This is a genomic window from Kitasatospora sp. NPDC091207, from assembly GCF_044768625.1.
In the GTDB taxonomy this organism is placed as follows: Bacteria; Actinomycetota; Actinomycetes; order Streptomycetales; family Streptomycetaceae; genus Kitasatospora.
Genome location: NZ_JBIVVS010000004.1, coordinates 103,914 through 124,763, shown reverse-complemented (window position 1 = coordinate 124,763; position 20,850 = coordinate 103,914). Strand labels below are relative to the sequence as shown.

At 71.6% G+C, this 20,850-nt stretch carries 11 protein-coding genes and 1 pseudogene; 3 read left to right on the top strand and 9 right to left on the bottom strand.

The genetic code is table 11. From position 1 onward, the window contains the following. Positions 1-56 precede the first annotated feature (56 nt). The 3 genes and pseudogenes from ACIQTO_RS10190 to ACIQTO_RS10180 all read right to left on the bottom strand — a co-directional run. Positions 57-896, bottom strand: a pseudogene (locus ACIQTO_RS10190) (alpha/beta fold hydrolase); the annotation flags it as partial. A gap of 4 nt (positions 897-900) precedes the next feature. Continuing rightward, positions 901-1,542 carry a dihydrofolate reductase family protein gene (locus ACIQTO_RS10185; protein ID WP_402385508.1) on the bottom strand — a complete coding sequence of 214 codons (642 nt, stop codon included), beginning with the start codon at positions 1,540-1,542 and terminating at the stop codon, positions 901-903. A 253-nt stretch (positions 1,543-1,795) separates the two neighbouring features. Next, entirely contained in the window at positions 1,796-2,251 is a 456-nt protein-coding gene (locus ACIQTO_RS10180) for a hypothetical protein (protein ID WP_402385506.1), read from the bottom strand. A gap of 603 nt (positions 2,252-2,854) precedes the next feature. Here ACIQTO_RS10180 and ACIQTO_RS10175 point away from each other — a divergent pair. Further along, positions 2,855-4,360, top strand: a complete 1,506-nt coding sequence (locus tag ACIQTO_RS10175; protein ID WP_402385503.1) for an alkaline phosphatase family protein — start codon at positions 2,855-2,857, stop codon at positions 4,358-4,360. A 530-nt stretch (positions 4,361-4,890) separates the two neighbouring features. Beyond that, entirely contained in the window at positions 4,891-7,746 is a 2,856-nt protein-coding gene (locus ACIQTO_RS10170) for a discoidin domain-containing protein (RefSeq protein WP_402385500.1), read from the top strand. Between the two features lie 557 nt (positions 7,747-8,303). On the opposite strand, the gene ACIQTO_RS10165 is transcribed toward ACIQTO_RS10170, so the two are convergent. From ACIQTO_RS10165 to ACIQTO_RS10140, 6 genes are all read right to left on the bottom strand, one after another. Continuing rightward, positions 8,304-12,569 carry a discoidin domain-containing protein gene (locus ACIQTO_RS10165; RefSeq protein ID WP_402386277.1) on the bottom strand — a complete coding sequence of 1,422 codons (4,266 nt, stop codon included), beginning with the start codon at positions 12,567-12,569 and terminating at the stop codon, positions 8,304-8,306. A 506-nt stretch (positions 12,570-13,075) separates the two neighbouring features. Beyond that, positions 13,076-14,713, bottom strand: a complete 1,638-nt coding sequence (locus ACIQTO_RS10160) for a glycoside hydrolase family 13 protein (RefSeq protein ID WP_402385497.1) — start codon at positions 14,711-14,713, stop codon at positions 13,076-13,078. Between the two features lie 116 nt (positions 14,714-14,829). Then, complete coding sequence (locus ACIQTO_RS10155) at positions 14,830-15,720, bottom strand: carbohydrate ABC transporter permease (protein ID WP_402385495.1); 891 nt, start codon at positions 15,718-15,720, stop codon at positions 14,830-14,832. Between the two features lie 14 nt (positions 15,721-15,734). Next, positions 15,735-16,712 (bottom strand): carbohydrate ABC transporter permease, encoded by a 978-nt coding sequence (locus tag ACIQTO_RS10150; RefSeq protein WP_402385492.1) that lies wholly within the window; start codon positions 16,710-16,712, stop codon positions 15,735-15,737. A gap of 88 nt (positions 16,713-16,800) precedes the next feature. Continuing rightward, positions 16,801-18,204: an extracellular solute-binding protein gene (locus tag ACIQTO_RS10145; RefSeq protein WP_402385489.1), complete on the bottom strand. Its 1,404-nt coding sequence runs from the start codon at positions 18,202-18,204 to the stop codon at positions 16,801-16,803. A gap of 475 nt (positions 18,205-18,679) precedes the next feature. Continuing rightward, positions 18,680-19,765 carry a LacI family DNA-binding transcriptional regulator gene (locus ACIQTO_RS10140; protein ID WP_402385487.1) on the bottom strand — a complete coding sequence of 362 codons (1,086 nt, stop codon included), beginning with the start codon at positions 19,763-19,765 and terminating at the stop codon, positions 18,680-18,682. A gap of 548 nt (positions 19,766-20,313) precedes the next feature. Here ACIQTO_RS10140 and ACIQTO_RS10135 point away from each other — a divergent pair. Next, positions 20,314-20,643, top strand: a complete 330-nt coding sequence (locus ACIQTO_RS10135; protein ID WP_402385484.1) for a hypothetical protein — start codon at positions 20,314-20,316, stop codon at positions 20,641-20,643. Positions 20,644-20,850: the final 207 nt, after the last annotated feature.

Genomic DNA, 20,850 nt, shown 5'->3' with positions numbered 1-20,850 from the left:
CCGTCGGCCGCTCGGCGCGGAGTCGTCCGGAGGCGCGCGGTACCCGCCGTCCGCCGTCCGAGCGCGAGCATCGCCTCGGTGACCTCGTCGAGGGCCGCGACCGGGATCGCGGTGGCGGCGTCTTCGAGGACGAGCAGTCGTGCGTCGGGGATCGCGCGCGCGATCGCCTCGCCGTTGCCGACGGGGAAGAACGGGTCGCGGCGGCCGTGGACGACGAGGGTGGGGATCCCGATCCCGGGCAGGCGCTCGCGCCAGCGGGGTCGGCAGTCGAGCTTGGAGAACACCATGCGCAGCTGATTGGCCGTCTGGACCGGGGGCGCGGTGCCGGGGGTGCGGTCCCAGATACGCGCGGCGGTCGCGCGCGCCGTGCCGGGGTCGTCGCCGAGGATCTCGGCACCGGCGGCGGCGAACTCGGCGACGGCCCGGCGGTCGGTCCAGTCCGGCATCGGGCGCGCGAACAGTCGGCTCATGGTCGCGGGGTCGTGGTCGGGGAGGTCGTCGTCCGGCGGGCCGGGGGCGACCGGGCGGGTGCCGACGAGGGTGAGCGCGGCGAAGGTGCCCGGGTGGTCGAGCGCGGCGACCTGGGCGACCATGCCGCCGACGCCGATGCCCGCGAGGTGGGCGGGGCCCCCGCCGAGTGCCTCGGCGAGGGCCGCCGCGTCGGCGGCGAGGTCGCGCAGGGTGTAGGCGGGCGCCAGCGGATCCGCGGTCGTCGACTCCCCGCTGTCGCGCAGGTCGTAGCGCACCACGCGGCGGCCGCCGGCGGCGAGGCGTTCGCACAGCGCGTCGGGCCAGGAGAGCATCGTCGTTCCGCCCGCGAGCAGGACGAGTGGCGCGTCCTCGTGGCCGAACGACTCGACGCCCAGGGCGATCCCGTTGGTGCGGACGGTGGTCATCGGGTCACCGGGATTCGTCCCGCCCGAGGCCGCGGTCGGGCGCGCTCATGTCGCCCGTCGCGGGCGTGCCGTCGGCGAGCCCGTAGCGCAGGTAGACGGTGCCCTCCGGACCGGCCACCGGCGGTTCGAGGAGCGTGAGGTTGGTGGGCACCGCGCCGCCGTCGAACACCTTCTTCCCGACGCCGAGCGTGATCGGGTGCACCCAGAGGTCGAGCCGGTCGAAGAGCTTCTCCCGCAGGAGGGTCTGCACCAGGTCCAGGCTCCCGACGACCTTCACGTGCTCGTGCCGCTCGCGGATCTCGCGCACCGCGCCGGCCAGGTCCGGGCCGAGCCGCGTGGACCCGGCCCACGGGAGGTCGGGCGTGCCCCGGGAGGCCACGTACTTCGGGACGCGGTTGAAGAGCTCGGCGATCTCGCCGTCCTTCTGGTGCGGCCAGTAGGCGGCGAAGATGTCGTACGTGCGCCGGCCGAGCAGGAGGGCGTCGGTGCCCTCGTACGCGGCGAGGATCTGCGCCCCGGTGGCCTCGTTCAGCAGGGGTGCCTGCCAGCCGCCGAACGGGAACCCCACCGGGTCCTCGTCGGGTCCGCCGGGCGCCTGCGCGACGAGGTCGAGGGTCGCGAACAGCTCGATGTGGATGAGTCCCATGTCTGTACTCCCGATGAGTCGGTGATCCCGGTCGAGATATAGACCCGCCGGGACCGGAAAACTCATCGCCGCGCCGGAGCCCGGTTTCCGTATCCATCGGTCCGCCGTCCGGGCCGTCCACCGTTCGGGCCGCCCGGCGGTGGCCGGGACCCTCGGGCCGGGACCCGCGTGCCCGGGCGGCCCGCTCCTCGGTCGCCGGCGCACGGCCGCTTCGCCCCCCTCGGGGGTACCACTCCCGCCGCCCGGTCAGGGCTCAGCCGCAGTGCTCGTAGCTGTAGCCGGCGTCACCCTGTCCGGAGAACTCGTTGTACGCGAGCCGCCCGACGAAGTCGACGCAGGCCCCCTTGGCGTACGTGTAGACCGGGCCCGCGTAGCTGGTGTAGTTGCTGCCGGCGCCGTCCTGGACCCAGGTGCTGCCGCCGGAGCGGCGTAGGGCGACCGTGATCTCGTGCTGGCCGGTGACCACGGCGTCGTTGCCGCGGGCGATCGCGCAGTTGTAGCCGTTCCCGCTGTTGTAGTAGATGTCGATGAAGCCGACCACCGCGCTCAGGGTGCGACTGTCGGTGATCTCCCAGCTCTGCTTGAAGGTGTACGCGCTCCCGCACTTGTTGACCCGGGGGTAGGCGTGGGCCGCTCCGGCGGAGAGGCCGACGAAGCCTCCGGCGAGGACGGTGGCCGCGAGTGCCGTCGCCAAGTGCTTCTTGATCATGGAGAGCCCCTTCGAGTGCGGTGGTCGCCGGGGGCGGGACCGCCGGGTGGCGGTGCCCGGGGAACGGCGCGGCCCTGCTTCCAGGGCCGGAGGTCCCGGCGTGTCCCGTCGCGGGCTCCGGCGAGCTGTCCGAAGGCCCGGTGGAGCTCCCACGGTGCGGGCACAGGTGATTGTCCGCCCACGAGAGCCGGTGACGGCCCAGGTGAACAGTGGACAACCCGGATTGTCCACGGACACGGCAGGGGGAAGGGGCACGGAGTGGGGGAGCGCCGGACGTCCGCTCGGCAGCGTGTCCGGCCGTTCGCGACATCCGTGCGGGCATGAACAACGGCCGTGCGGCGCTGTGCCGTTCCGGTCCGCCGCCTGCTTCGTCCCCCGGGTGTCACGAGTGAGCGCTCCGGGCGATCAGCGGCGCCCGAACGATCACGGAACGGTAACCGGTCTGTACCTAAGTTGGGGAGTTGTTCATACAACCGTGTTTTGAGGGAGGCCGGGGGATCGCCGTGCGGCTCCAAGCTCTTCAGCGGCGGCCGACGTGATGGAGCCTCATCCCGGCCCGCCCGTTCCGCACCCGTCCCCGTCTCCCCGGGAGTTCCCGTGCACATGTCCCGCTCCGTCCGGGCCGCCCTGGCCACGGCCACGCTCACCGCGGCGCTGCTGCCGCTCACCGGTGTCCAGGCCTCGGCGGCCACCGGTCCGTACAAGGGTCTGCCGAACGGCACCAAGACGGCCAAGACCCTGGTGATCGGTGTCGACGGCACCCGCTACGACAAGCTGTTGACCGCCGACGCGCCCAACCTCAAGGCACTGATGGCCTCGGGCCTGACCGCCACCAGCAACCTGTACGCCAACCCGCTGGCCCCGACGCTCTCCGGTCCGGGCTGGTCCACCATCGCCACCGGCGTCTGGCCCGACAAGCACGGCGTGAAGGACAACACCTTCGCCGGCTCGCGCTTCAACCTCTACCCGGACCTCGCCACCCGCCTGGAGACGGCGTCGCCCAGCGCCTCCACCCTGGTCGCCGCCTCCTGGAACCCGATCGCCGACAACGTCTTCAACGGCACGGCGGACCTGCGGATCGACGAGAGCGAGAACGACCCCAAGACCGCCTCGGACGCCGTCGACTACCTCACCAACGGCAACCCCGACACGACCTTCCTGCACTTCGACGAGGTCGACGAGGCGGGCCACAGCCACGGCGGCACCAGCACCCAGTACGCCGCCGCGATCCACGCGGCGGACGCGCTGGTCGGGCAGGTCGTCCAGGCGGTCCACAACCGCGCGACCTACGCCTCCGAGGACTGGCTGATCATCGTGACCACCGACCACGGCCACACCGACGCGGGCGGCCACGGCGGGAACAGCGCCGCCGAGCGCCAGACCTTCCAGATCGTCAACGGAGCCGGCTACCCGGCCGGTTCGACCCGCTTCGACGTCAAGCCGGTCGACATCGCGCCCACCGTGCTCAAGCACGAGGGCGTCGCCCTCCAGCCGGCCTGGCAGCTCGACGGCAAGCCGATCGACGAGATCGTCCCCGACGCGTTCGACGCGCTGCGCCCGAGCCTGCAGACCCGGGTGGACGAGACCGGCATTCCCGCCGCCACGAAGGGCTGGACCCACACCCCGCCGAGCGGCTGGACCATCGACAACTCCCGGATGCCGAGCGGCGGCGTCACCGAGTGGCGCGGTTGGACGTTCGCCACGGACGAGTTCTGGACGGCCTCCCAGCTCGGCCAGTCCCGGGAGACCAACGTCCGGGCCCGCAACGTCTTCGCGGTCGCCGACTCCGACGAGTGGGACGACAAGTCGCACGGTGCCGGGCAGTTCGACTCCACCCTGGTCAGCCCCGCCTTCCCGGTCAGCGGCACCCGGGCCACGGTGTCCTTCGCCACCGACTACAAGGTGGACGGCCCGCAGACCGGCGACCTGTACATCGTCTTCGGGACCGGCGCCCCGCAGCTGGTCAAGTCCTACCGCAGCGACCTCAACACCGTCGAGACGCTCCCGGTCACCGTCCCGGCCGGCGCCACCACCGCGCAGCTCCAGTTCCGCTACACCGGCACCAACAGCGCGTTCTGGACGGTGGACCAGGTCTCCGTCACCTCCTGACGCACCCGCGGGGGCGCGCTCGCCACGAGCCGCCCCCGCGATCCGCTGCCCGGGCGGCGGCCTTCCCGGCGCCTTGACGGCCCGCCCCGACCACCGGGGCCGGGCCGTCAACCGCACGGAGCGGCACCCGTCGACCCACCGGCAGCACCACCGCGGCCCGGCCCCCGAGGGGCCGGGCCGTCGGCATGCCCGGCCCGCAAGCGTTCTGACGCTCCGTCGACGCGCCCGGGAGCCCGCCGCGTGACTGTCGGCAGGATGCCGGATCCCCACCGCTCCTCCGGGCTGTGAGAGGTAACACTTGGCGATTGAACGAATCTTGCGCTGTTAGTGTCAGATTTTTGCTCTTTCATATGGACTTCCTGCGACGGCGCCCATAGTCTCTCCTCGCTCGGCGGAAACCACCGCGCCACACGCTCGAAGCCTCCGCGCCATCCGATCGTCCGCAGCGCCCCTGCCGGTGTCGACCGCCCTGCCGCCTGGTTCCCACCCCCTGGCACGCCCCCCACGACCAGCAAGGATGTGTAACCGATATGCAGTCACCGCCCGCCCGCCGGCTACGGAGCAGCGTCGCCGCGCTGACCGCGGTCGCGCTCGGCAGCGCCGCCCTGTTCACGGCCGCCGTCATCGGCACCGCCACCCCGGCCCGCGCCGCCGGAGTCCCGACGCTCTCGCCGCTGAACGTCTCCGGCCGCGGCGCCACCGTCCCGTTCAAGGAGCAGGAGGCCGAGTACGCGGTCACCAACGGGTCGGTGGTCGGCCCCGACCGGCTCTACGGCCACCTGCCCTCGGAGGCCTCCGGCCGTCAGGCGGTGACGCTCGGCTCGGTCGGCCAGTACGTGGAGTTCACCCTCACCGCGCCGGCCAACTCGATCGACTTCCGCTACAGCCTGCCCGACACCGCGGACGGCAAGGGGCGGGACGCCTCGCTCGACCTGCTGGTCAACGGCAGCAAGCTGAAGAGCGTCGACGTCACGTCCAAGTACAGCTGGTACTACGGCGGTTACCCGTTCAACAACAACCCGGGCGACACCAACCCGCACCACTTCTTCGACGAGACCCGGACGATGTTCGGGACGAGCTACCCGGCCGGGACGAAGATCCGGCTCCAGGTCTCCTCCGTCGCGCAGTCTCCCAGCTTCACCATCGACCTGGCCGACTTCGAGCAGGTCGGAGCCCCGGTCGGCAAGCCGGCCGGGGCCATCGACGTGGTCTCCGACTTCGGAGCCGACCCCACCGGCGCCACCGACTCCACCGCCAGGTTCCAGGCCGCCGTCAACGCCGGCCAGTCCCAGGGCCGCACGGTCTACATCCCGCAGGGCACCTTCACCCTCTACGACCACGTGGTGGTCGACGGCGTGACCCTGGCCGGGGCCGGCCCCTGGTACAGCGTGCTGGGCGGCCGCGACCCGAACAACCGCGCCAAGGCGGCAGGTGTCTACGGCAAGTACGTCGGCCAGGGCGGACCGAGCCAGAACGTCACCCTCAAGGACTTCGCCGTCATCGGCGACATCCGCGAGCGGGTCGACGAGGACCAGGTCAACGCGGTCGGCGGCGCGATGTCCAACTCCACCCTGGACAACCTCTGGCTCCAGCACACCAAGGTCGGCGCCTGGATGGACGGTCCGATGGACCGCTTCACCGTCAAGAACAGCCGGATCCTGGACCAGACGGCCGACGGCGTGAACTTCCACACCGGCGTCACCAACTCGACCGTCACCAACACCTTCGTCCGCAACACCGGTGACGACGGCCTGGCCTCCTGGCCGGAGCGGGTGCCGAACGTCAACGACAGCTTCACCCACAACACCGTGGTGCTGCCGATCCTGGCGAACAACATCGTCACCTACGGCGGCAAGGACTTCACCATCTCCGACAACGTCATGTCGGACACCATCAGCAACGGCGGCGGCCTGCACATCGCCAATCGCTACCCGGGGGTCAACTCCGGCAGCGGCACCGCCGTGGCGGGCACCATCACCGCCGCCCGCAACACCCTGATCCGCACCGGCAACAGCGACTTCAACTGGCAGTTCGGCGTCGGCGCGATCTGGTTCGACGGCCTGAACGAGCCGATCGCCGGCGCGACCATCAACATCACCGACACCGACATCCTGGACAGCTCCTACGAGGCCGTCCAGACCATCGACGGCGCGTCCAGCGGCATCAACTTCACCAACGTGAACATCGACGGCGCCGGCACCTACGCCATCCAGGCGCAGGCCAACGCCAACATGAGGTTCACCAACGTCAAGGCGAGGAACATCGCCCAGGCGGCCACCCCGATCCACAACTGCGTCGGCAGCGGCTTCGTGATCGTCGACGGCGGCGGCAACTCCGGCTGGAACAACGGCACCACCTGCAGCGGCAACTGGCCCACCCCGCAGTGGACCTACGGCGGCCAGCCGTCCACCGGCGGCGGCACCTCCTCGCCGAGCCCGTCACCCAGCACGCCGACCACCCCGCCGGCCAGCCCGTCCCCGTCGCCGACCACCCCGACCACGCCGCCGGTGTGCGTCCCGGGCACCGGCAACCTGGCCCAGGGCAAGACGGCCACCGCCACCAGCGCCAACCAGACCTACACCGCGGCCAACGCGGTGGACGGCAACGCCGCCAGCTACTGGGAGAGCGCCAACAACGCCTTCCCGCAGTCCATCACCGTCGACCTGTGCGCCGTCACCGCGGTCGGCAGCGTGACCGCCAAGCTGCCGTCCGGCTGGGAGAAGCGCACCGAGACCGTCACCGTCCAGGGCTCCGCCGACGGCGTCTCGTTCAGCACCCTGGCCCCGTCGGCGGGCATCACCCTCGACCCGGCCACCGGCAACACCGCGACCGTCGGCTTCGCCCGGACCGACACCCGCTACGTCCGGGTGACCGTCACCGGCAACACCGGCTGGCCCGCGGCGCAGCTCTCCGAGCTGGAGATCCGCGCCCCCGGCTCGACCACCCCGCCCACCACGCCGCCGGCCACCGCCAACCTGCTGGCGGGCAGGTCCCTGAGCGCCACCAGCACCGCGGACGTCTACGGCGCCGGCAAGGCGAACGACGGTGACGCGTCCAGCTACTGGGAGAGCGCCGCGAACGCCTTCCCGCAGTCGCTGACGGGTGACCTCGGGGCGTCCACCGCTGTGGGCCGCCTCGTCCTGAAGCTGCCCCCGGCCACCGCCTGGGCCACTCGCACCGAAACCCTGAGCGTGCTCGCCAGCACCGACGGCGCCACCTGGACCACGGTGAAGGGCCCGGCCGGCTACACCTTCGACCCGGCCACCGGCAACACGGTGACGGTCTCCGTCCCGGGCACCAGCGCCCGCTACCTGAGGCTCTCGTTCACCGGCAACACCGGCTGGCCCGCGGCCCAGCTCTCGGAGTTCGAGGCCTACACCTCCTGACCCCGGCTGACACCGGGCTCCCACCGGGGCCCCTCCGGCCCGCCCCACGCGGGCCGGAGGGGCCCCGGCCTGTCCGGGGTCCGCCGACCGGAGGGTCCGGGCGGTCCGGGTGGTGCGGCGGTTCCGGGGCCCGTGCTGCACCGGGCGGCCGTTCGGTGGGTGGCCGTTCAGCGGGCAGCCGGTTCCGACGGCCCGCAGGTGCCGGTGTGCGGGGCGCCGGTCCGGCGGGCCGGCGCGGGGCCGGTTCCGGGAGGACGGCACCGGTGAGTACCTGGGGGAGGGTACGGGGTGTGCGCGGGATACCCCCGGTCCGGGACCGGCGGGCGGACCACGCGGTGCGAGCAGGCCCTCCCGGTGGGCGACCAGCGCGGCTGGGTGATGAACCGGGTCATGGACTCCACCCGCCGGGGCTGAGCCCGGGAACGGCCGACACCGCGGCCCGGCACCACGCCCGGCATCACGCCCGGCATCACGCCCGGCGCCGCGGCAGGGCACGGCGGTGCCGCCGGGAGGCGTGGCCCCCGGCGGCACCGGATCCGCTGACTACCGTGCGAACCCTACGGGTTGACGGTGATGGTGAACGTCGACGTGGTGTTCTTGATGTTCTGGACGTTGTTGCTCATCCGGAGGTTGTTGAAGGTCACCGAGCCGACCGCCGGGCCCTGGCCGGCCTCGGCCGCCTCGTTGGCCCAGACCCCGATGCCGGACTTGGCGTCGAAGGCGTCGCCGCTCTTCTGGGCCCCGGTGATCGAGATGTTGGTGAAGACGGTGTCGGTGATCGGGTTCTGCGGCTGGCCGCCGGAGTAGTTGGTCTGGAACATGATGCCGTGGTACGTCGGGTCGACGATGTCCACGTCGCTCACCCGGATGCCCTGGAACACCTTGGAGGCGGAGAAGACCCAGATGCCGCCGAAGGTCTGCGAGCCCCAGAAGTGGCCGCCGGCCCGGACGATGGAGATGTTCTGCAGGGTGGTCGGGATGGTGCCGAAGCCGTTCATGGCGTACCCGAAGTCCAGCGAGCTGATGGTGATGCCCGAGTAGACCAGGGTGTCGGCGATGTAGATGTTGCGGAAGGTGTTGTCGTAGCCGCCGTAGACCGCGACCCCGGCCGCGCGCCAGGTCAGGATGGTGCTCAGGTTCTCGAAGACGTTGTTCTTCTCGTCCGCGCCGCCGGCGTCGATGGCGGAGAAGAGCGCGAAGCTGTCGTCACCGGTGGACCGGGCCTCGTTGTTGCTGACCAGGTTGTCGGTGCTGCCGTTGGTCATGTTGATGCCGTCGGCGAAGGTGTCCCGGATCCGCGAGTTCTTGATCACCATGGAGTCGGTGTTGGCACCCCAGTACATGCAGATCATGTGCTCGGTCCAGATGTTGTCGATCGTGATGCCGGAGACGTTCGCGAAGTCGAACACCTTGCCCGGGCCGTCGATCCTGGACGTGTAGTTCCCGAAGTAGCCGAAGCCGGAGAACGTGGAGCCGTTGGCCGTCGACTGGGCCCGGAAGCCCACGTCCGTGTTGGACTGGTCGGCCGGCGCGTAGAAGCGGGTGAACCACGGGCCGGCCCCGACGACCTTGACGGCCTTGCCGTAGACCTGGAACTTGTTGGCGGTCTGGTAGTCACCGGCCGGCAGGTAGACGCCCACCAGCTTGCCGGTGGTGTCCATCCGGACCTTGTCCAGGGCCGCCTGGACGTCGCCCTGCGCGAAGCCGGTCGGCACCACGTACGTGGCCGGGTCCGGGTTGGGGATCGCGGTGGCCTGCTCCAGGCTCACGAAGTCGATCGCGTAGGTGCTGGTGTTGGCGGCGTCCTTCTGCAGCTTGATCCTGCTGCCGGCCGGGACGGTCGTCCCGAGCAGGATGTTCGCCTCGTCGTAGACGTGCCGCGGGCCGCCGGCGCCCGGCGAGTTGCCCGGGGCGGTCTCGTTCCCGTACAGCCAGGCGTACTTGGAGGTCAGGTCGATGGCCTTGAGGAAGCTGCCGTTGACGTAGACGTTCAGCGTGGAGGTGATGCCGTCGCCGCCGGCCGCGTCCGGGACGGAGAACCGGGTGACCAGCGTGTTGGTGCTGGCCTTGGTGGTGAACTCGACCGAACTGCCGGTGGAGTCGAGGGTGACGGCCTTGCGGCCGGAGGCCTCGCCCGCCAGGTCGCCGACGGTGCGGTTCGGGCCGACCACGGCCGCGCCGCCGCCGAGGACGCCGTCCTCCGCCTCGTACGTGTCGTACGGCATGTTGGCGCCGCGGCCGACGTACAGGGGCTGGCTGCCGGTGTTGTTGGCCTGCTTGACCGGCAGCTCGTTGGCGTCGTTGGCGATCACCGTCCGCACGGTGTACTTGCCGTTGCCGGCGGTCCAACTGCCCAGGTTCACCGGGGTGCTGGTCGCGCCGGGCGCGATGGCGCCGGTGTAGGAACCGGTGAGCGTCCTGACCACGCCGCCGGTGGTGGCGTCCGCGACGGTCAGGGTGACGCCGTGCGCGCCGCCCGCCGAGGCGACGGTGCCCTGGTTCTTGATCGCCACCGTGAAGGTGACGTTGTTGCCGGCCGCCGGGTTGCCCGGGGTCCAGCTGACCGGCGCGGCGACCAGGTCCGAGCTGGCGACCTGGGCGACCACCAGCGCGGTCGGGTCGGTGTAGCTGTTGTTGGTCTCGTCCTGCTCGATGACGGCGTTGGCCTCGTCGACCTTGGCGATCACCTGGTAGCTGCCCGCGTTCTGCGGGCCCGCGGAGACGGAGACCGTGCTGGACGCGCCCGCGGCCAGCGCGCCGACCTGCGCGGTGCCGACCTTGGTGGCACCCAGGTAGAGGGTGACGCCGGTCGCGCCGGAGGCCGCCGTGCCGTTGTTCCGCACGGTGGCGGACAGCGTGACCGGGTCGGTCTCGACCGGGGAGGCGGGCGTGGCCGAGGCGGCGGTGACCAGGAGGTCCGGGTTGGGCGCCGGAGTGCCGATCACCTGGAACTCGGCGACCTGGCCGGCCGAGGAGCCCGAGTTGGCGGTGATCCTCAGCCGGACGTCGGCCACCGTGGCCGACAGCGGGATGGTCACCGTGTTGCCCGAGGCCGGGTCGAAGGTGTAGGACTGCGCCGCCGACAGGCTGGTGAAGCCGCTCGCGCTCTGCTCGCGGCCGAGCACCTCGATGGTCTGGGTCCGGGTCGCCCAGGCCGCCGCCGGGTTGAGCTTGACCACGACCGAGTTCACGATCGCGTTCGAACCCAGCTGGGTGGTCAGGGTGTTGGGGTAGCTGCCGCCCGCACCCTCCCAGTAGGTGGCGGTGTCGTTGTCGTTGGCGTTGGCCGCGACGAAGGTGAAGACGCTGGAGCCGGCCGAGATCGGCTTGCCCCCGGCCAGGTTGGTCCCGCCCCCACCGCCGCTGCCGGTCCGCACCACGGTGTTGCTGGTCGCGGACTGGTTGCCGGCCGCGTCCTTCGCCTTCACGAAGTAGGAGACGGTCGCGGTGTCGGGCCGGCTGTCCGTGTAGGTCAGGACGTTGCCCGCCACGCTGCCGCGCAGCGCGCCGTTGGCGTACACGTCGTAGCCGGTCACCCCCACGTTGTCGGCGGACGCCCCCCAGCTCAGCCTGACCTGGCCGGAGGCCGGCTGGGTGAACGTCAGCGTCGCGGGCGCGGACGGCGCCTGGGTGTCACCGGGGGCGCCCGTGCGGGTGACGGTGTTGCTGCCGGCGGACTGGTTGCCGGCCGCGTCCCTCGCCTTCACGACGTACGAGACGGTGGCGCTGTCCGGCCGGCTGTCCGTGTAGCTCAGGACGTCGCCCGCGACGCTGCTGACCAGTGTGTTGTCGGCGTAGATGTCGTAGCCGGTGACACCGGTGTTGTCGCTGGCGGCGTTCCAGGTCAGCGTGATCCGGCCCGCGGCCGGCTGGGTGTAGGCCAGACCCGAGGGGGCGGTCGGCGCCTGGGTGTCCCCGGTGGCCGGCCCGTAGACCTCGAACTCGGACAGCTGCGCGGCCGGCCACGCGGTGTTGGCGGTGACCTTCAGCCGGACGTACCGGGTCGTGGTGGTGTTCAGGTTCAGTGTCACCGAGTTGCCGGACGCCGGGTCGAACACATAGCCGGCGGAGGCCACCAGGTCGGCGAAGGCGGTCCCGTCGTTGCTGGTCTGCACCGTCAGGGTCTGGGTGCGGGTCTCCCAGCCGTCGGGCAGCTTCAGCATCAGCTTGTTGACCGGCACCGCGGAGCCGAGGTCGGCCTGGATCCACTGCGGCAGCGCGTTGTTGGCGCTCTCCCAGTAGCTCGCCCGGTTGCCGTCGTTGGCGTTCGCGGCGGTGTAGGTCTGCGAGGTGCTGCCGGCGGACAGCGTCCGGCCCAGGGCCAGGTTCCCGCCGGTGCCGGTGCTGCCGTGCACCTCCAGCTCGGAGATCTGCGCGGCCGGCCAGCCGGTGTTGGCCGAGATCGCCAGCCGGACGTACCGGGTGTTGGTCGCGGGGAAGGAGATCTTCACGGTGTTGCCGTTGCCCGGGCTGAACGCGTACGCCGCCGAGCCGGTGACGGTGGTGAAGCCGGTGCCGTCGGCGCTGCCCTGGACGGCGAGCGTCTCGGTGCGGGTCTCCCACCCGCTGGGGAGCCTCAGCACCAGCTCGTCGATGCTGGTGCTGCTGCCGAGGTCGACCTGGACCCACTGCGGGAGCGCGTTGTTGCTGCTCTCCCAGTAGGAGTTCTGGTCACCGTCGTTGATGAAGCCCGCGGTCCGGCCGGCGGTCGCGCTGCTCGCGGAGACGGCCTTGCCGGCCGCCAGGTTGGGGCCGCCCGCGGCGTGCGCGGGCAGCAGCGGGCCGGCGACGATCAGCAGGCCGGCCGAGGCCAGCGCGGCCATCAGCCGGGGGATGGGAGCTGTCGATCTCACTGGGGTCCTCTGGATCTCGTCAGGATGACAGGGTGGGGGCGCGGAGACCTGGGAGCTGTCTCCTCGGTGCCGATCCGTGAGTGCCGTCCGGGGTGCGCGGGCATGGCGGTGCGCGGGTGTCCGGCGGCGTGAGGGGAATCCGAGGGGTGGTGCGCGAGCCGAGATCATCTGGAGCCTCCGGTGGAGGGGCCGACGTACTCAGGGCGGGTGGCGGCGCGGCGCCGGTACGGGGCGCGGTCGAACAGCGGTCGGCGGTGGCGCGGCCGGCCGGACGGCACCGCGGAGAGCGCGGAACGGGCGGAGCGTGCGGAGGGGGAGCGTGCGGCGGGGGAGGGACGCTGGCGGAGCGGGCGGAGCGTGCTGCGGGGACGAGCCGCGCCGCCCCCCCGAGGACGACGCGGCCCACGGTGGGCGGCGGCGCTGTCAGGCGGCCTGTCAGGCGGCCCCGCTCCCAGCGCGTACGCGGAGCCGGCCGGTCATGCCCCGCGCAGCCAGACGGCGGTGTCCGCCGGGAGGTGTCCGTCCGCGAGCGGACCGCTGGCCAGCAGGACGGTGGAGCCGGTGGGCAGCGGCACCGGGTCGGACGAGAGGTTGACGACGCAGCTGAAACCGGTGCCCCGGCGGAAGGCGAGGACCCCGGCGTCGCCGGCCAGCCACTCGAACGTGTCGCCGTGCGGACCGGCGTCGGCGCGGCGGACGGCGAGGGCCGTCCGGTAGAGCGCCAGCATCGAGCCGGGGTCGGCGCACTGCGCCTCCACGGTGAGCGCCGCCCAGTCGGCGGGCTGCGGCAGCCACGGCTCGACGCCCGGTGGCGAGAAGCCGTACGGCGCCGCGGTGCCCGACCACGGCAGCGGGACGCGGCAGCCGTCCCGGCCGGGGTCGGTGCCGCCGGAGCGCAGGTGCATCGGGTCCTGGAGCCGCTCGACCGGCAGGTCCTCGACCTCGGGCAGGCCGAGCTCCTCGCCCTGGTAGAGGTAGACGGCGCCGGGCAGTGCGAGGGACAGCAGCGCCGCCGCGCGGGCCCGCCGCAGCCCGAGCGCCAGGTCGGTGGGGGTGCCGAAGGCCTTGGTGGCGAAGTCGAAGCGGGTGTCCCGGCGCCCGTACCGGGTGACCGTCCGGGTGACGTCGTGGTTGCAGAGCACCCAGGTGGCCGGCGCCCCGACGGGGGCGTGCAGGGCCAGGGTGGAGTCGATCGAGGCGCGCAGGCCCGCGGCGTCCCAGGGGCGGGCCAGGAAGTCGAAGTTGAAGGCGGTGTGCAGCTCGTCGGGGCGCAGGTAGCGGGCGAACCGTTCGGCGTCGGGGAGCCAGACCTCGCCGATCAGGATCCGGGTGCCGGGGTAGGAGTCGGCGATGGCCCGCCAGCTCCGGTAGATGTCGTGCAGCTCCTCCAGGTCGGCGTACGGGTGCGGGTCGACGTCCTTGACGAAGTCGGGCAGCGCCGGGTTCTTGGCGAGCAGCGCCGCGGAGTCGATCCGCACCCCGGCCGCGCCGCGGTCGAACCAGAACCGGAGGATCGACTCGTGCTCGTGGCGGACCCGCGGGTGCGCCCAGTTGAGGTCGGGCTGCTGAACGGCGAACAGGTGCAGGTACCAGTCGCCCGGCGCGCCGTCGGGGTCGGTGGTGCGGGTCCACGGGCGGCCGCCGAACTCGGAAACCCAGTCGTTGGGCGGCAGTTCGCCGTGCGGGCCGCGGCCGGGCCGGAAGTGGAACAGCTCGCGTTCGGGGCTGCCGGGCGCCGCCGCCAGGGCCTCCTTGAACCAGGGGTGTTCGGAGGAGACGTGGTTGGGGACGATGTCCACCACGGTGCGGATGCCGAGTCCGAGCGCCTCGGCGATCAGCTTCTCGGCCTCGTCCAGTGTCCCGAACAGGGGGTCGACGTCCCGGTAGTCGGCCACGTCGTAGCCGCCGTCGGCCATCGGGGACGGGTACCAGGGGTTGAACCAGATGGCGTCGACGCCGAGTTCGGCGAGGTAGGGGAGGCGGGAGCGGACCCCGGCCAGGTCTCCGGTGCCGTCGCCGTTCCCGTCGGCGAAGCTGCGCGGGTAGACCTGGTAGATCGCCGCGTCGCGCCACCAGTCCGACTGCTCGGACGGGTGCCTGGGGTTCTGTCCCACGGTGGGGGGTCCTTTCGACTGGAAGCGGGGAGGAGCGTGGTGGGCCGGGCCGCCGGCTCACCCCGGGGGGCGGGAGTCCCGGCCGGCGGCCGTCCGGGTGCGGTACCCGGGGCCGGTCAGCCCTTGAGGCCGCCGGAGGTGAGCCCGGACATGATGCCGCGCTGGAAGACCAGGAAGAACACGATGGTCGGCGCGGAGGCGATGGCCAGCGCGGCGACGATGACGTTCTGCGGGACGCCGGTGGCGAGCGACCTGATGCCGATGTTGAGTGTCTGGTCCGCCGGGTTCGGCTGGACCAGCATCGGCCAGAGGAAGTCCTTCCAGACGTTCACCACGGCGAAGATCGAGACCACGCCGAGGATCGGCCGGGACATCGGCAGCACGATCGAGCGCAGCGTCCGCAGCGGGCCGGCGCCGTCGATGGCGGCGGCGGCGAGCAGGTCCTGCGGGATGGAGTCGAAGAAACGCTTCAGCAGGAAGATGTTGAAGGCGTTGGCGACCGTGGGCAGCCAGATCGCCCACGGGGTGCTGATCAGGTTCAGGTGCAGCAGCGGCAGGTCCAGCACGGTCAGGTACTGCGGCACGATCAGCACCGCCGACGGGATCATCAGCGTGGCGAGCATCATGCCGAGGATGACGTTGCCGAGCACCGGCCGCAGCTTGGAGAGCGAGTAGGCGGCGGCGACATCGAAGACCAGCTGGAAGGCGAGGGCGCCGAAGGCGTAGTAGACGGTGTTGAAGAGCAACCGCCCGATCCTGAGTTCCTTCCAGGCGGTGGCGTAGGTGCCCCAGTGGACCTCCGACGGGAAGAGCGTCGGCGGGCTCTGGATCACCTCCTGGGTGGACTTCAGACCACCGGTCACCAGCCAGTACAGCGGGCCGATGAAGACCAGGGTGAAGACGACCACCACGACGGTCAGGACCGTCCAGTAGACGGCCTTCCCGAGCGGCCGGTCGAGCTGGGTCTGCGGGATGATCGTCCGCATCCGCGGTTCCTCGGCTGCCATGGTCGGCTCCCCTCTCAGTCGTTGTCGCTGTTGCGGCTCAGCCGCGCGTACAGGGCGGAGAATCCGGCGAGCACCACGAGCATGACCAGCCCGAGGGCCGAGGCGACGCCGTAGTTGTTGCCGCCCAGGTCGAAGGCGTACTCGTAGACCAGGTAGACGACCGTCATGGTCGAGTTCTGCGGACCGTTGCCGCCGGTGAGCAGGAACGGCTCCACGAAGACCTGCATGGTCGCGACGATCTGCAGCAGCAGGAGCAGCGACAGGATCAGCCTGGTCTGCGGGATGGTCACGTGCCAGAGCTTGCGCAGCAGGCCGGCGCCGTCCAGGTCGGCCGCCTCGTACAGCTCGCCGGGGATGCCCTGCAGGGCCGCCAGGTAGATCAGCGTGGCGCCGCCCATGTTCATCCAGGTGGCCGCGATCACCACCGAGACCATCGCGGTGTCCGGGGAGTTGAGCCAGGCCGAGGTCGGCAGGTGGAGCGTCTTCAGGATCTCGTTGAAGAGACCGTAGTCCGGGTTGTAGAAGTACTTGAAGAGCAGCACCGCGGCGACCGGCGGCATCATCACCGGCAGGTAGACCAGGATCCGCAAGTAGGCCTTGGCGTGCCGCAGTTCGTTGAGCAGCACCGCGATGAGGAACGGCAGGGCGAACCCGAGCACCAGCGCGAGCAGGGTGAACAGGAAGGTGTTGCGCCAGGCGTGCCAGAAGTCCGGATCGTCGAAGATCCGCCTCAGGTTGTCGAGCCCCACCCAGGTGGTCCTGCCCCGCTTGGTCTTCTGGAAGCTCATGACGACTTCGCGGACCATCGGGTACCAGGTGAAGAAGCCGAAGCACACCAGGGCCCCGAGGAGGAACCCGTGCGCCGACAGGTTGCGGCGGACCTTCCGGCCGAGCCCCGAGCGCTCCCGGCCGCCGCTGCCGCGCCCGGTGGGGGCGCCGTCCGTCCGCGCGGGTCGGCGGCTGGTCTTGTAGGGGGAGATGGTCCCGGCCATCGGCTCTCCTGGTGTGCTGGCTCTACTGGCTGGTCGGACGGGGGCCGCGGCACGGGGGCCGGCCGGGCGGGCCGGCCCCCGTCCGCCGCTACTGGAGGCCGGCGAGGACCTGGTTGGCCTGGCTCTCGGCGTCGGTCAGCAGCTTGGCGATGTTCGCGTTCTTGTCGGTCAGCACGGCGGAGACGGCGGCGTCCAGCACCTTGTAGAGCTGCTGGGCGTTGGCCGGCTCGGTCTTGCCGGGGACCGGGGCCGAGACGTACGGCGCGTAGTTCCGCACCGGGACGGTCGCGCTGGCGGCCTTCGCGGCGTTGTCGGCGGCCAGGGAGGCGCCGCCGAAGAAGTTGGGCTGCGGGATGCCGACCGGCAGGCCGTCCGTCTTGTTGCGGGCGTAGTCGAACTGGCCCTTGCCCATGGTCAGGTACTTGAAGTTGACCCAGGCGATGCCGGCCTTGATCTGGTCGGGGGTGGAGCCCTTCTTGAAGAAGCGGCCGTCACCGCCGAGCAGCGCGGCCTTGCCCCCCGGCATCGGGCCCATGCCGTAGTCCTCGTAGTTGCCCTTGAGCGTCTGCACCATGTACGTGATGTCGTCCGGCGCGCCGACGTAGATGCCGAGCTTGTCGGTGGAGGTCTGGGTCATCAGGTCCGGCCACTTCAGGCCCTGGGCGCCGCCCATGGTGTTGTCCGTCCAGCGCATGTCGTACAGGTTCTGCAGGACCTGCTTGCCCTCGGCGCTGTTGAAGGCGACCTTCCTGCCGTCGGCGGAGAGCATCGTGCCGCCGAGTCCGTACAGTTCGGCGGTGAAGTGCCAGCCGCCCTGGTTGGTGGCGCTGTAGTCGCCGTAGCCGTTGACGCCGTTGCCGAGCGCGGCGATCTTCTTGGCGTCCTCGCGGATCTCGGCCCAGGTGGTCGGCGGCTTGTCGGGGTCCAGGCCCGCCTGCGTGAAGAGCTTGCGGTTGTAGATCAGGCCCATCTTGTAGTTCGTGACCGGCAGACCGTAGAGCTCGCCGTCGGCGTCCTTGAGGGTGCCGAGCACCGACGGGTCGATGTCCTTCAGCGCCGGGACGGTCCTGTCGTTCACGTACGCCGAGATGTCCGCCGCCGCACCGGCGTCGAGGATCTGGTTGGTGTCGGTGAAGTACGCGTAGAAGAGGTCGGGTTGGGTCTTGCCGGCCAGCTGGGCGGTGAACTTCGCGGGCTCCTCGCACGGCTGCCCGTCGGTGGCCTTGATCGTGACGTTCGGGTAGATCTTGTGGAACGCCGCGATGTCGTCGTCCCACTGCTTGCGCTCGGCCGGTTTGGTGGTCGGCGGCTGGCAGTCGGCGGTGATGGTGACCTTGGTGGCCGGGTCCAGCGGGGCCGCGGCGTCGCTCGCCCCGCCGCCGTCGCCCGAGGACGACCCGCCGCCGGAGCTGCTGCACGCGGCGGCCGAGAACGCGAGGCCGGCGACGACGACCGCGACGGCCGATCTGTGGAGAAGCCCGTTTGTCTTCATGTTCGGGTGGACCCTTCTACAAGCACGGTGGGCACGGTCGGCGCTCGGGGCGCGGGAGAGCCCATGTGGTTCCGGTGGGGGCCGTGCCGTCCTGCGGACGGCGCGGGGACGTGCGACGTGCGGGTGAGGTGATGCACCGGGTTGCGCGGCTCCTGGCGCTTCTGGGGCAGCCGTCACGGACCCTGTGCGGGCCTGGCGCCGGGTGCCCCCTGGCGGCGCGGCTCACTTAACCACTCCTCGACAGATGGCCACAAGATGTCTACAGGATTTCGCAAAAACACGATGCTCAGTCGTGACTTTGTGAACCGATGCACCGCAACCAGGCGATCCCGGACATGGCAGGAGGGTGCGAGCCGCAGCTCGCACCCTCCTGGGAACCCTCCCGCCGACGGACCCGCGGGCCCGCGCGCGACCGTCGCGGCGGGCGCCCGGCCGGGCCGTCGGCCGCCCGCCGGGGCGCCGGTCAGGGCGCCGGTCAGGACACCCGGGACCGGCCCCCGGGAGCCTGCGCGGGAAAGCCCGGCACGCCTTGCCGCGGCCCCGGCGGAGCACCGCGGCCGGGCGCCGGACCGCTGGACGCCCGGACCACCAGATCCGGCTCGAAGGACACCTCGTCGTGGTCCACCCGGGCCCCCGCGATCTCGCTGACCAACAGCTCCACGGCCGCCTTCGCCATCGCCTCGATCGGCTGGCGGACCGTGGTCAGCGGCGGATCGGTGCAGGTCATGAAGGGGGAATCGTCGTATCCGATCACCGAGAGGTCCGCCGGAACGGCCAACCGGTGCCGGCGCGCCGCGCGGATCGCCCCCAGGGCCAGCGGATCACTGGCACAGACGATCCCGGTCACGCCGTGCCGCAGCAGTCGCCCGGCCGCCGCCTGGCCGCCCTCGATGGAGAAGAGCGCCCGTTCGACGAGGCGCTCCGGCAGGTCGACCCCGGAACGCGTGGCGAACCCGCGCGCGGCGGCGAGCTTGCGGTTCGACGGGACGTGGTCCTGCGGACCGAGGAGCAGGCCGATCCGCTCGTGCCCCAGCTGCCGCAGGTGCCCGAAGGCCTGCTCCGTCGCCACCGCGTCGTCGCAGGAGACCCGGGGGAAGTCGAGCGCGCCGGTGCCGGCGTTCAGCAGGACGGTCGGCACGCCGCGCTCGAACAACTGGGCGTAGTGCCCGTGCGGGGCGTCGTCCTGGGCGTACAGGCCGCCGAAGAACACCACCCCCGAGACCTGCTGCTGCAACAGCAGATTCACGTACTCCGGCTCGGACACCCCACCGGCCGTCTGGGTACAGAGCACCGGCGTGAAGCCGTTCTGCGCCAACGCCGCCCCGACGCTCTCCGCGAAGGCCGGGAAGATCGGGTTCTGCAGCTCCGGCAGGACCAGGCCCACCAGCCGCGACCGCTGCCCGCGCAACTGCGTCGGCCGCTCGTACCCGAGCACGTCCAGCGCCGTCAGCACGGCCACCCGGGTGCTCTCCGACACGCCGGGCCTGTCGTTGAGCACGCGACTGACCGTCGCCTCGCTCATCCCGACCTTCTTCGCCACTTCCGCAAGTCGTCGAGTCATGATGGCGATCCTAGGGCAGCGATCTCAAAGGATTTTGCATCCGACCGTCAAGTTCTTCCGGTCGTGCGTCAGGATTCTCGGCCGCTCCGGGCATGCCGGTGGCACTCGGGTCGACGGGGCCCACCGGGTCGACGGGTGCGGGCCGGCGCGCCCCGGAGCGTTGTGATGGCGCTCGGTCCGCTGGTGACATCCGTGCCGCTCTTCAGCCGGGATGCGAGGTTCTGCCGGGCGCCCTGCCGGGCGATCGGCCGGGGACTGCTCGCGTTCTCGGCCCTCGGCCTTCTCGTCGGATCGTCCGTACTGGTGCCCGTGGGTACCGTCCTTCTTGCGCCGGGAAGCCGCTGCCGCTCTACGGTCCCTCGTCCGCCGCTGTTGGTGGGCGCTCCGGTGCCGGCGGTGGCCCTCGGTTTCGAAGGCTGGGCGACCGGAGCTGTCGGGACTGGCCGCATCGTGTCAACTCGCTCTGTCGGAGCCACAGTTGCTTGCCGAAGGACCGGTCCGGACCTATCGTCGTCCACGGCACCGTCCAGGCCTGTGAAGGAACCGCTATGAGCCCGCGCTCCGGGAACGACACCGACGCCGCCGCCGGTGCCACAGCGATTCGACGTCGTGCGCGGGTGGTGCTGGCCGGCGGAGCGGTCGCGGTGCTGCCGGTGGTCGGGCTGATCGCCGCGGGCTCCGCCGCTGCCGAGCCCGCCCCGGTGACCGCCCGCGTGGCGGACAAGCCGCCGATGAAGGCCGTCGCGGCCAAGCCGCCGATGAAGGTCGCCGCTCCTGCGCCGGAGCGGATCACGGACAAGCCGCCGGCGAAGGCCGTTTCTGCCAAGCCGCCGGTGAAGGTGGCGGCTTCGGACCCACGGCCGGGCGGAGCCCGCTGACCGTCCGGGGGCGCGGCACGGCACGGCGCATCGCGAAGGCGCCGTCGCGGGCCCGTTCTGTCATCCTCGGCCCCCTACCCGCCCGTCGCCAGGGTTCTCCACCCGGCCCGTCGTGGCCGCGCACCTCGGCGAGGGCATCCGTGCTGCCCTCGCCGGGGAGCCGCTCACGGGCGTCGCCGTGGGCTTCGACGGCCGTTCGTAGGGCGA

Excerpts from the sequence above, each read along its gene's own strand:
- ACIQTO_RS10140 (WP_402385487.1), bottom strand. The coding sequence starts at position 19,765 with ATGACTCGACGACTTGCGGAAGTGGCGAAGAAGGTCGGGATGAGCGAG.
- ACIQTO_RS10185 (WP_402385508.1), bottom strand. The coding sequence starts at position 1,542 with ATGGGACTCATCCACATCGAGCTGTTCGCGACCCTCGACCTCGTCGCG.
- ACIQTO_RS10180 (WP_402385506.1), bottom strand. The coding sequence starts at position 2,251 with ATGATCAAGAAGCACTTGGCGACGGCACTCGCGGCCACCGTCCTCGCC.
- ACIQTO_RS10175 (WP_402385503.1), top strand. The coding sequence starts at position 2,855 with ATGTCCCGCTCCGTCCGGGCCGCCCTGGCCACGGCCACGCTCACCGCG.
- ACIQTO_RS10135 (WP_402385484.1), top strand. The coding sequence starts at position 20,314 with ATGAGCCCGCGCTCCGGGAACGACACCGACGCCGCCGCCGGTGCCACA.
- ACIQTO_RS10145 (WP_402385489.1), bottom strand. The coding sequence starts at position 18,204 with ATGAAGACAAACGGGCTTCTCCACAGATCGGCCGTCGCGGTCGTCGTC.
- ACIQTO_RS10150 (WP_402385492.1), bottom strand. The coding sequence starts at position 16,712 with ATGGCCGGGACCATCTCCCCCTACAAGACCAGCCGCCGACCCGCGCGG.
- ACIQTO_RS10165 (WP_402386277.1), bottom strand. The coding sequence starts at position 12,569 with ATGGCCGCGCTGGCCTCGGCCGGCCTGCTGATCGTCGCCGGCCCGCTG.
- ACIQTO_RS10170 (WP_402385500.1), top strand. The coding sequence starts at position 4,891 with ATGCAGTCACCGCCCGCCCGCCGGCTACGGAGCAGCGTCGCCGCGCTG.
- ACIQTO_RS10155 (WP_402385495.1), bottom strand. The coding sequence starts at position 15,720 with ATGGCAGCCGAGGAACCGCGGATGCGGACGATCATCCCGCAGACCCAG.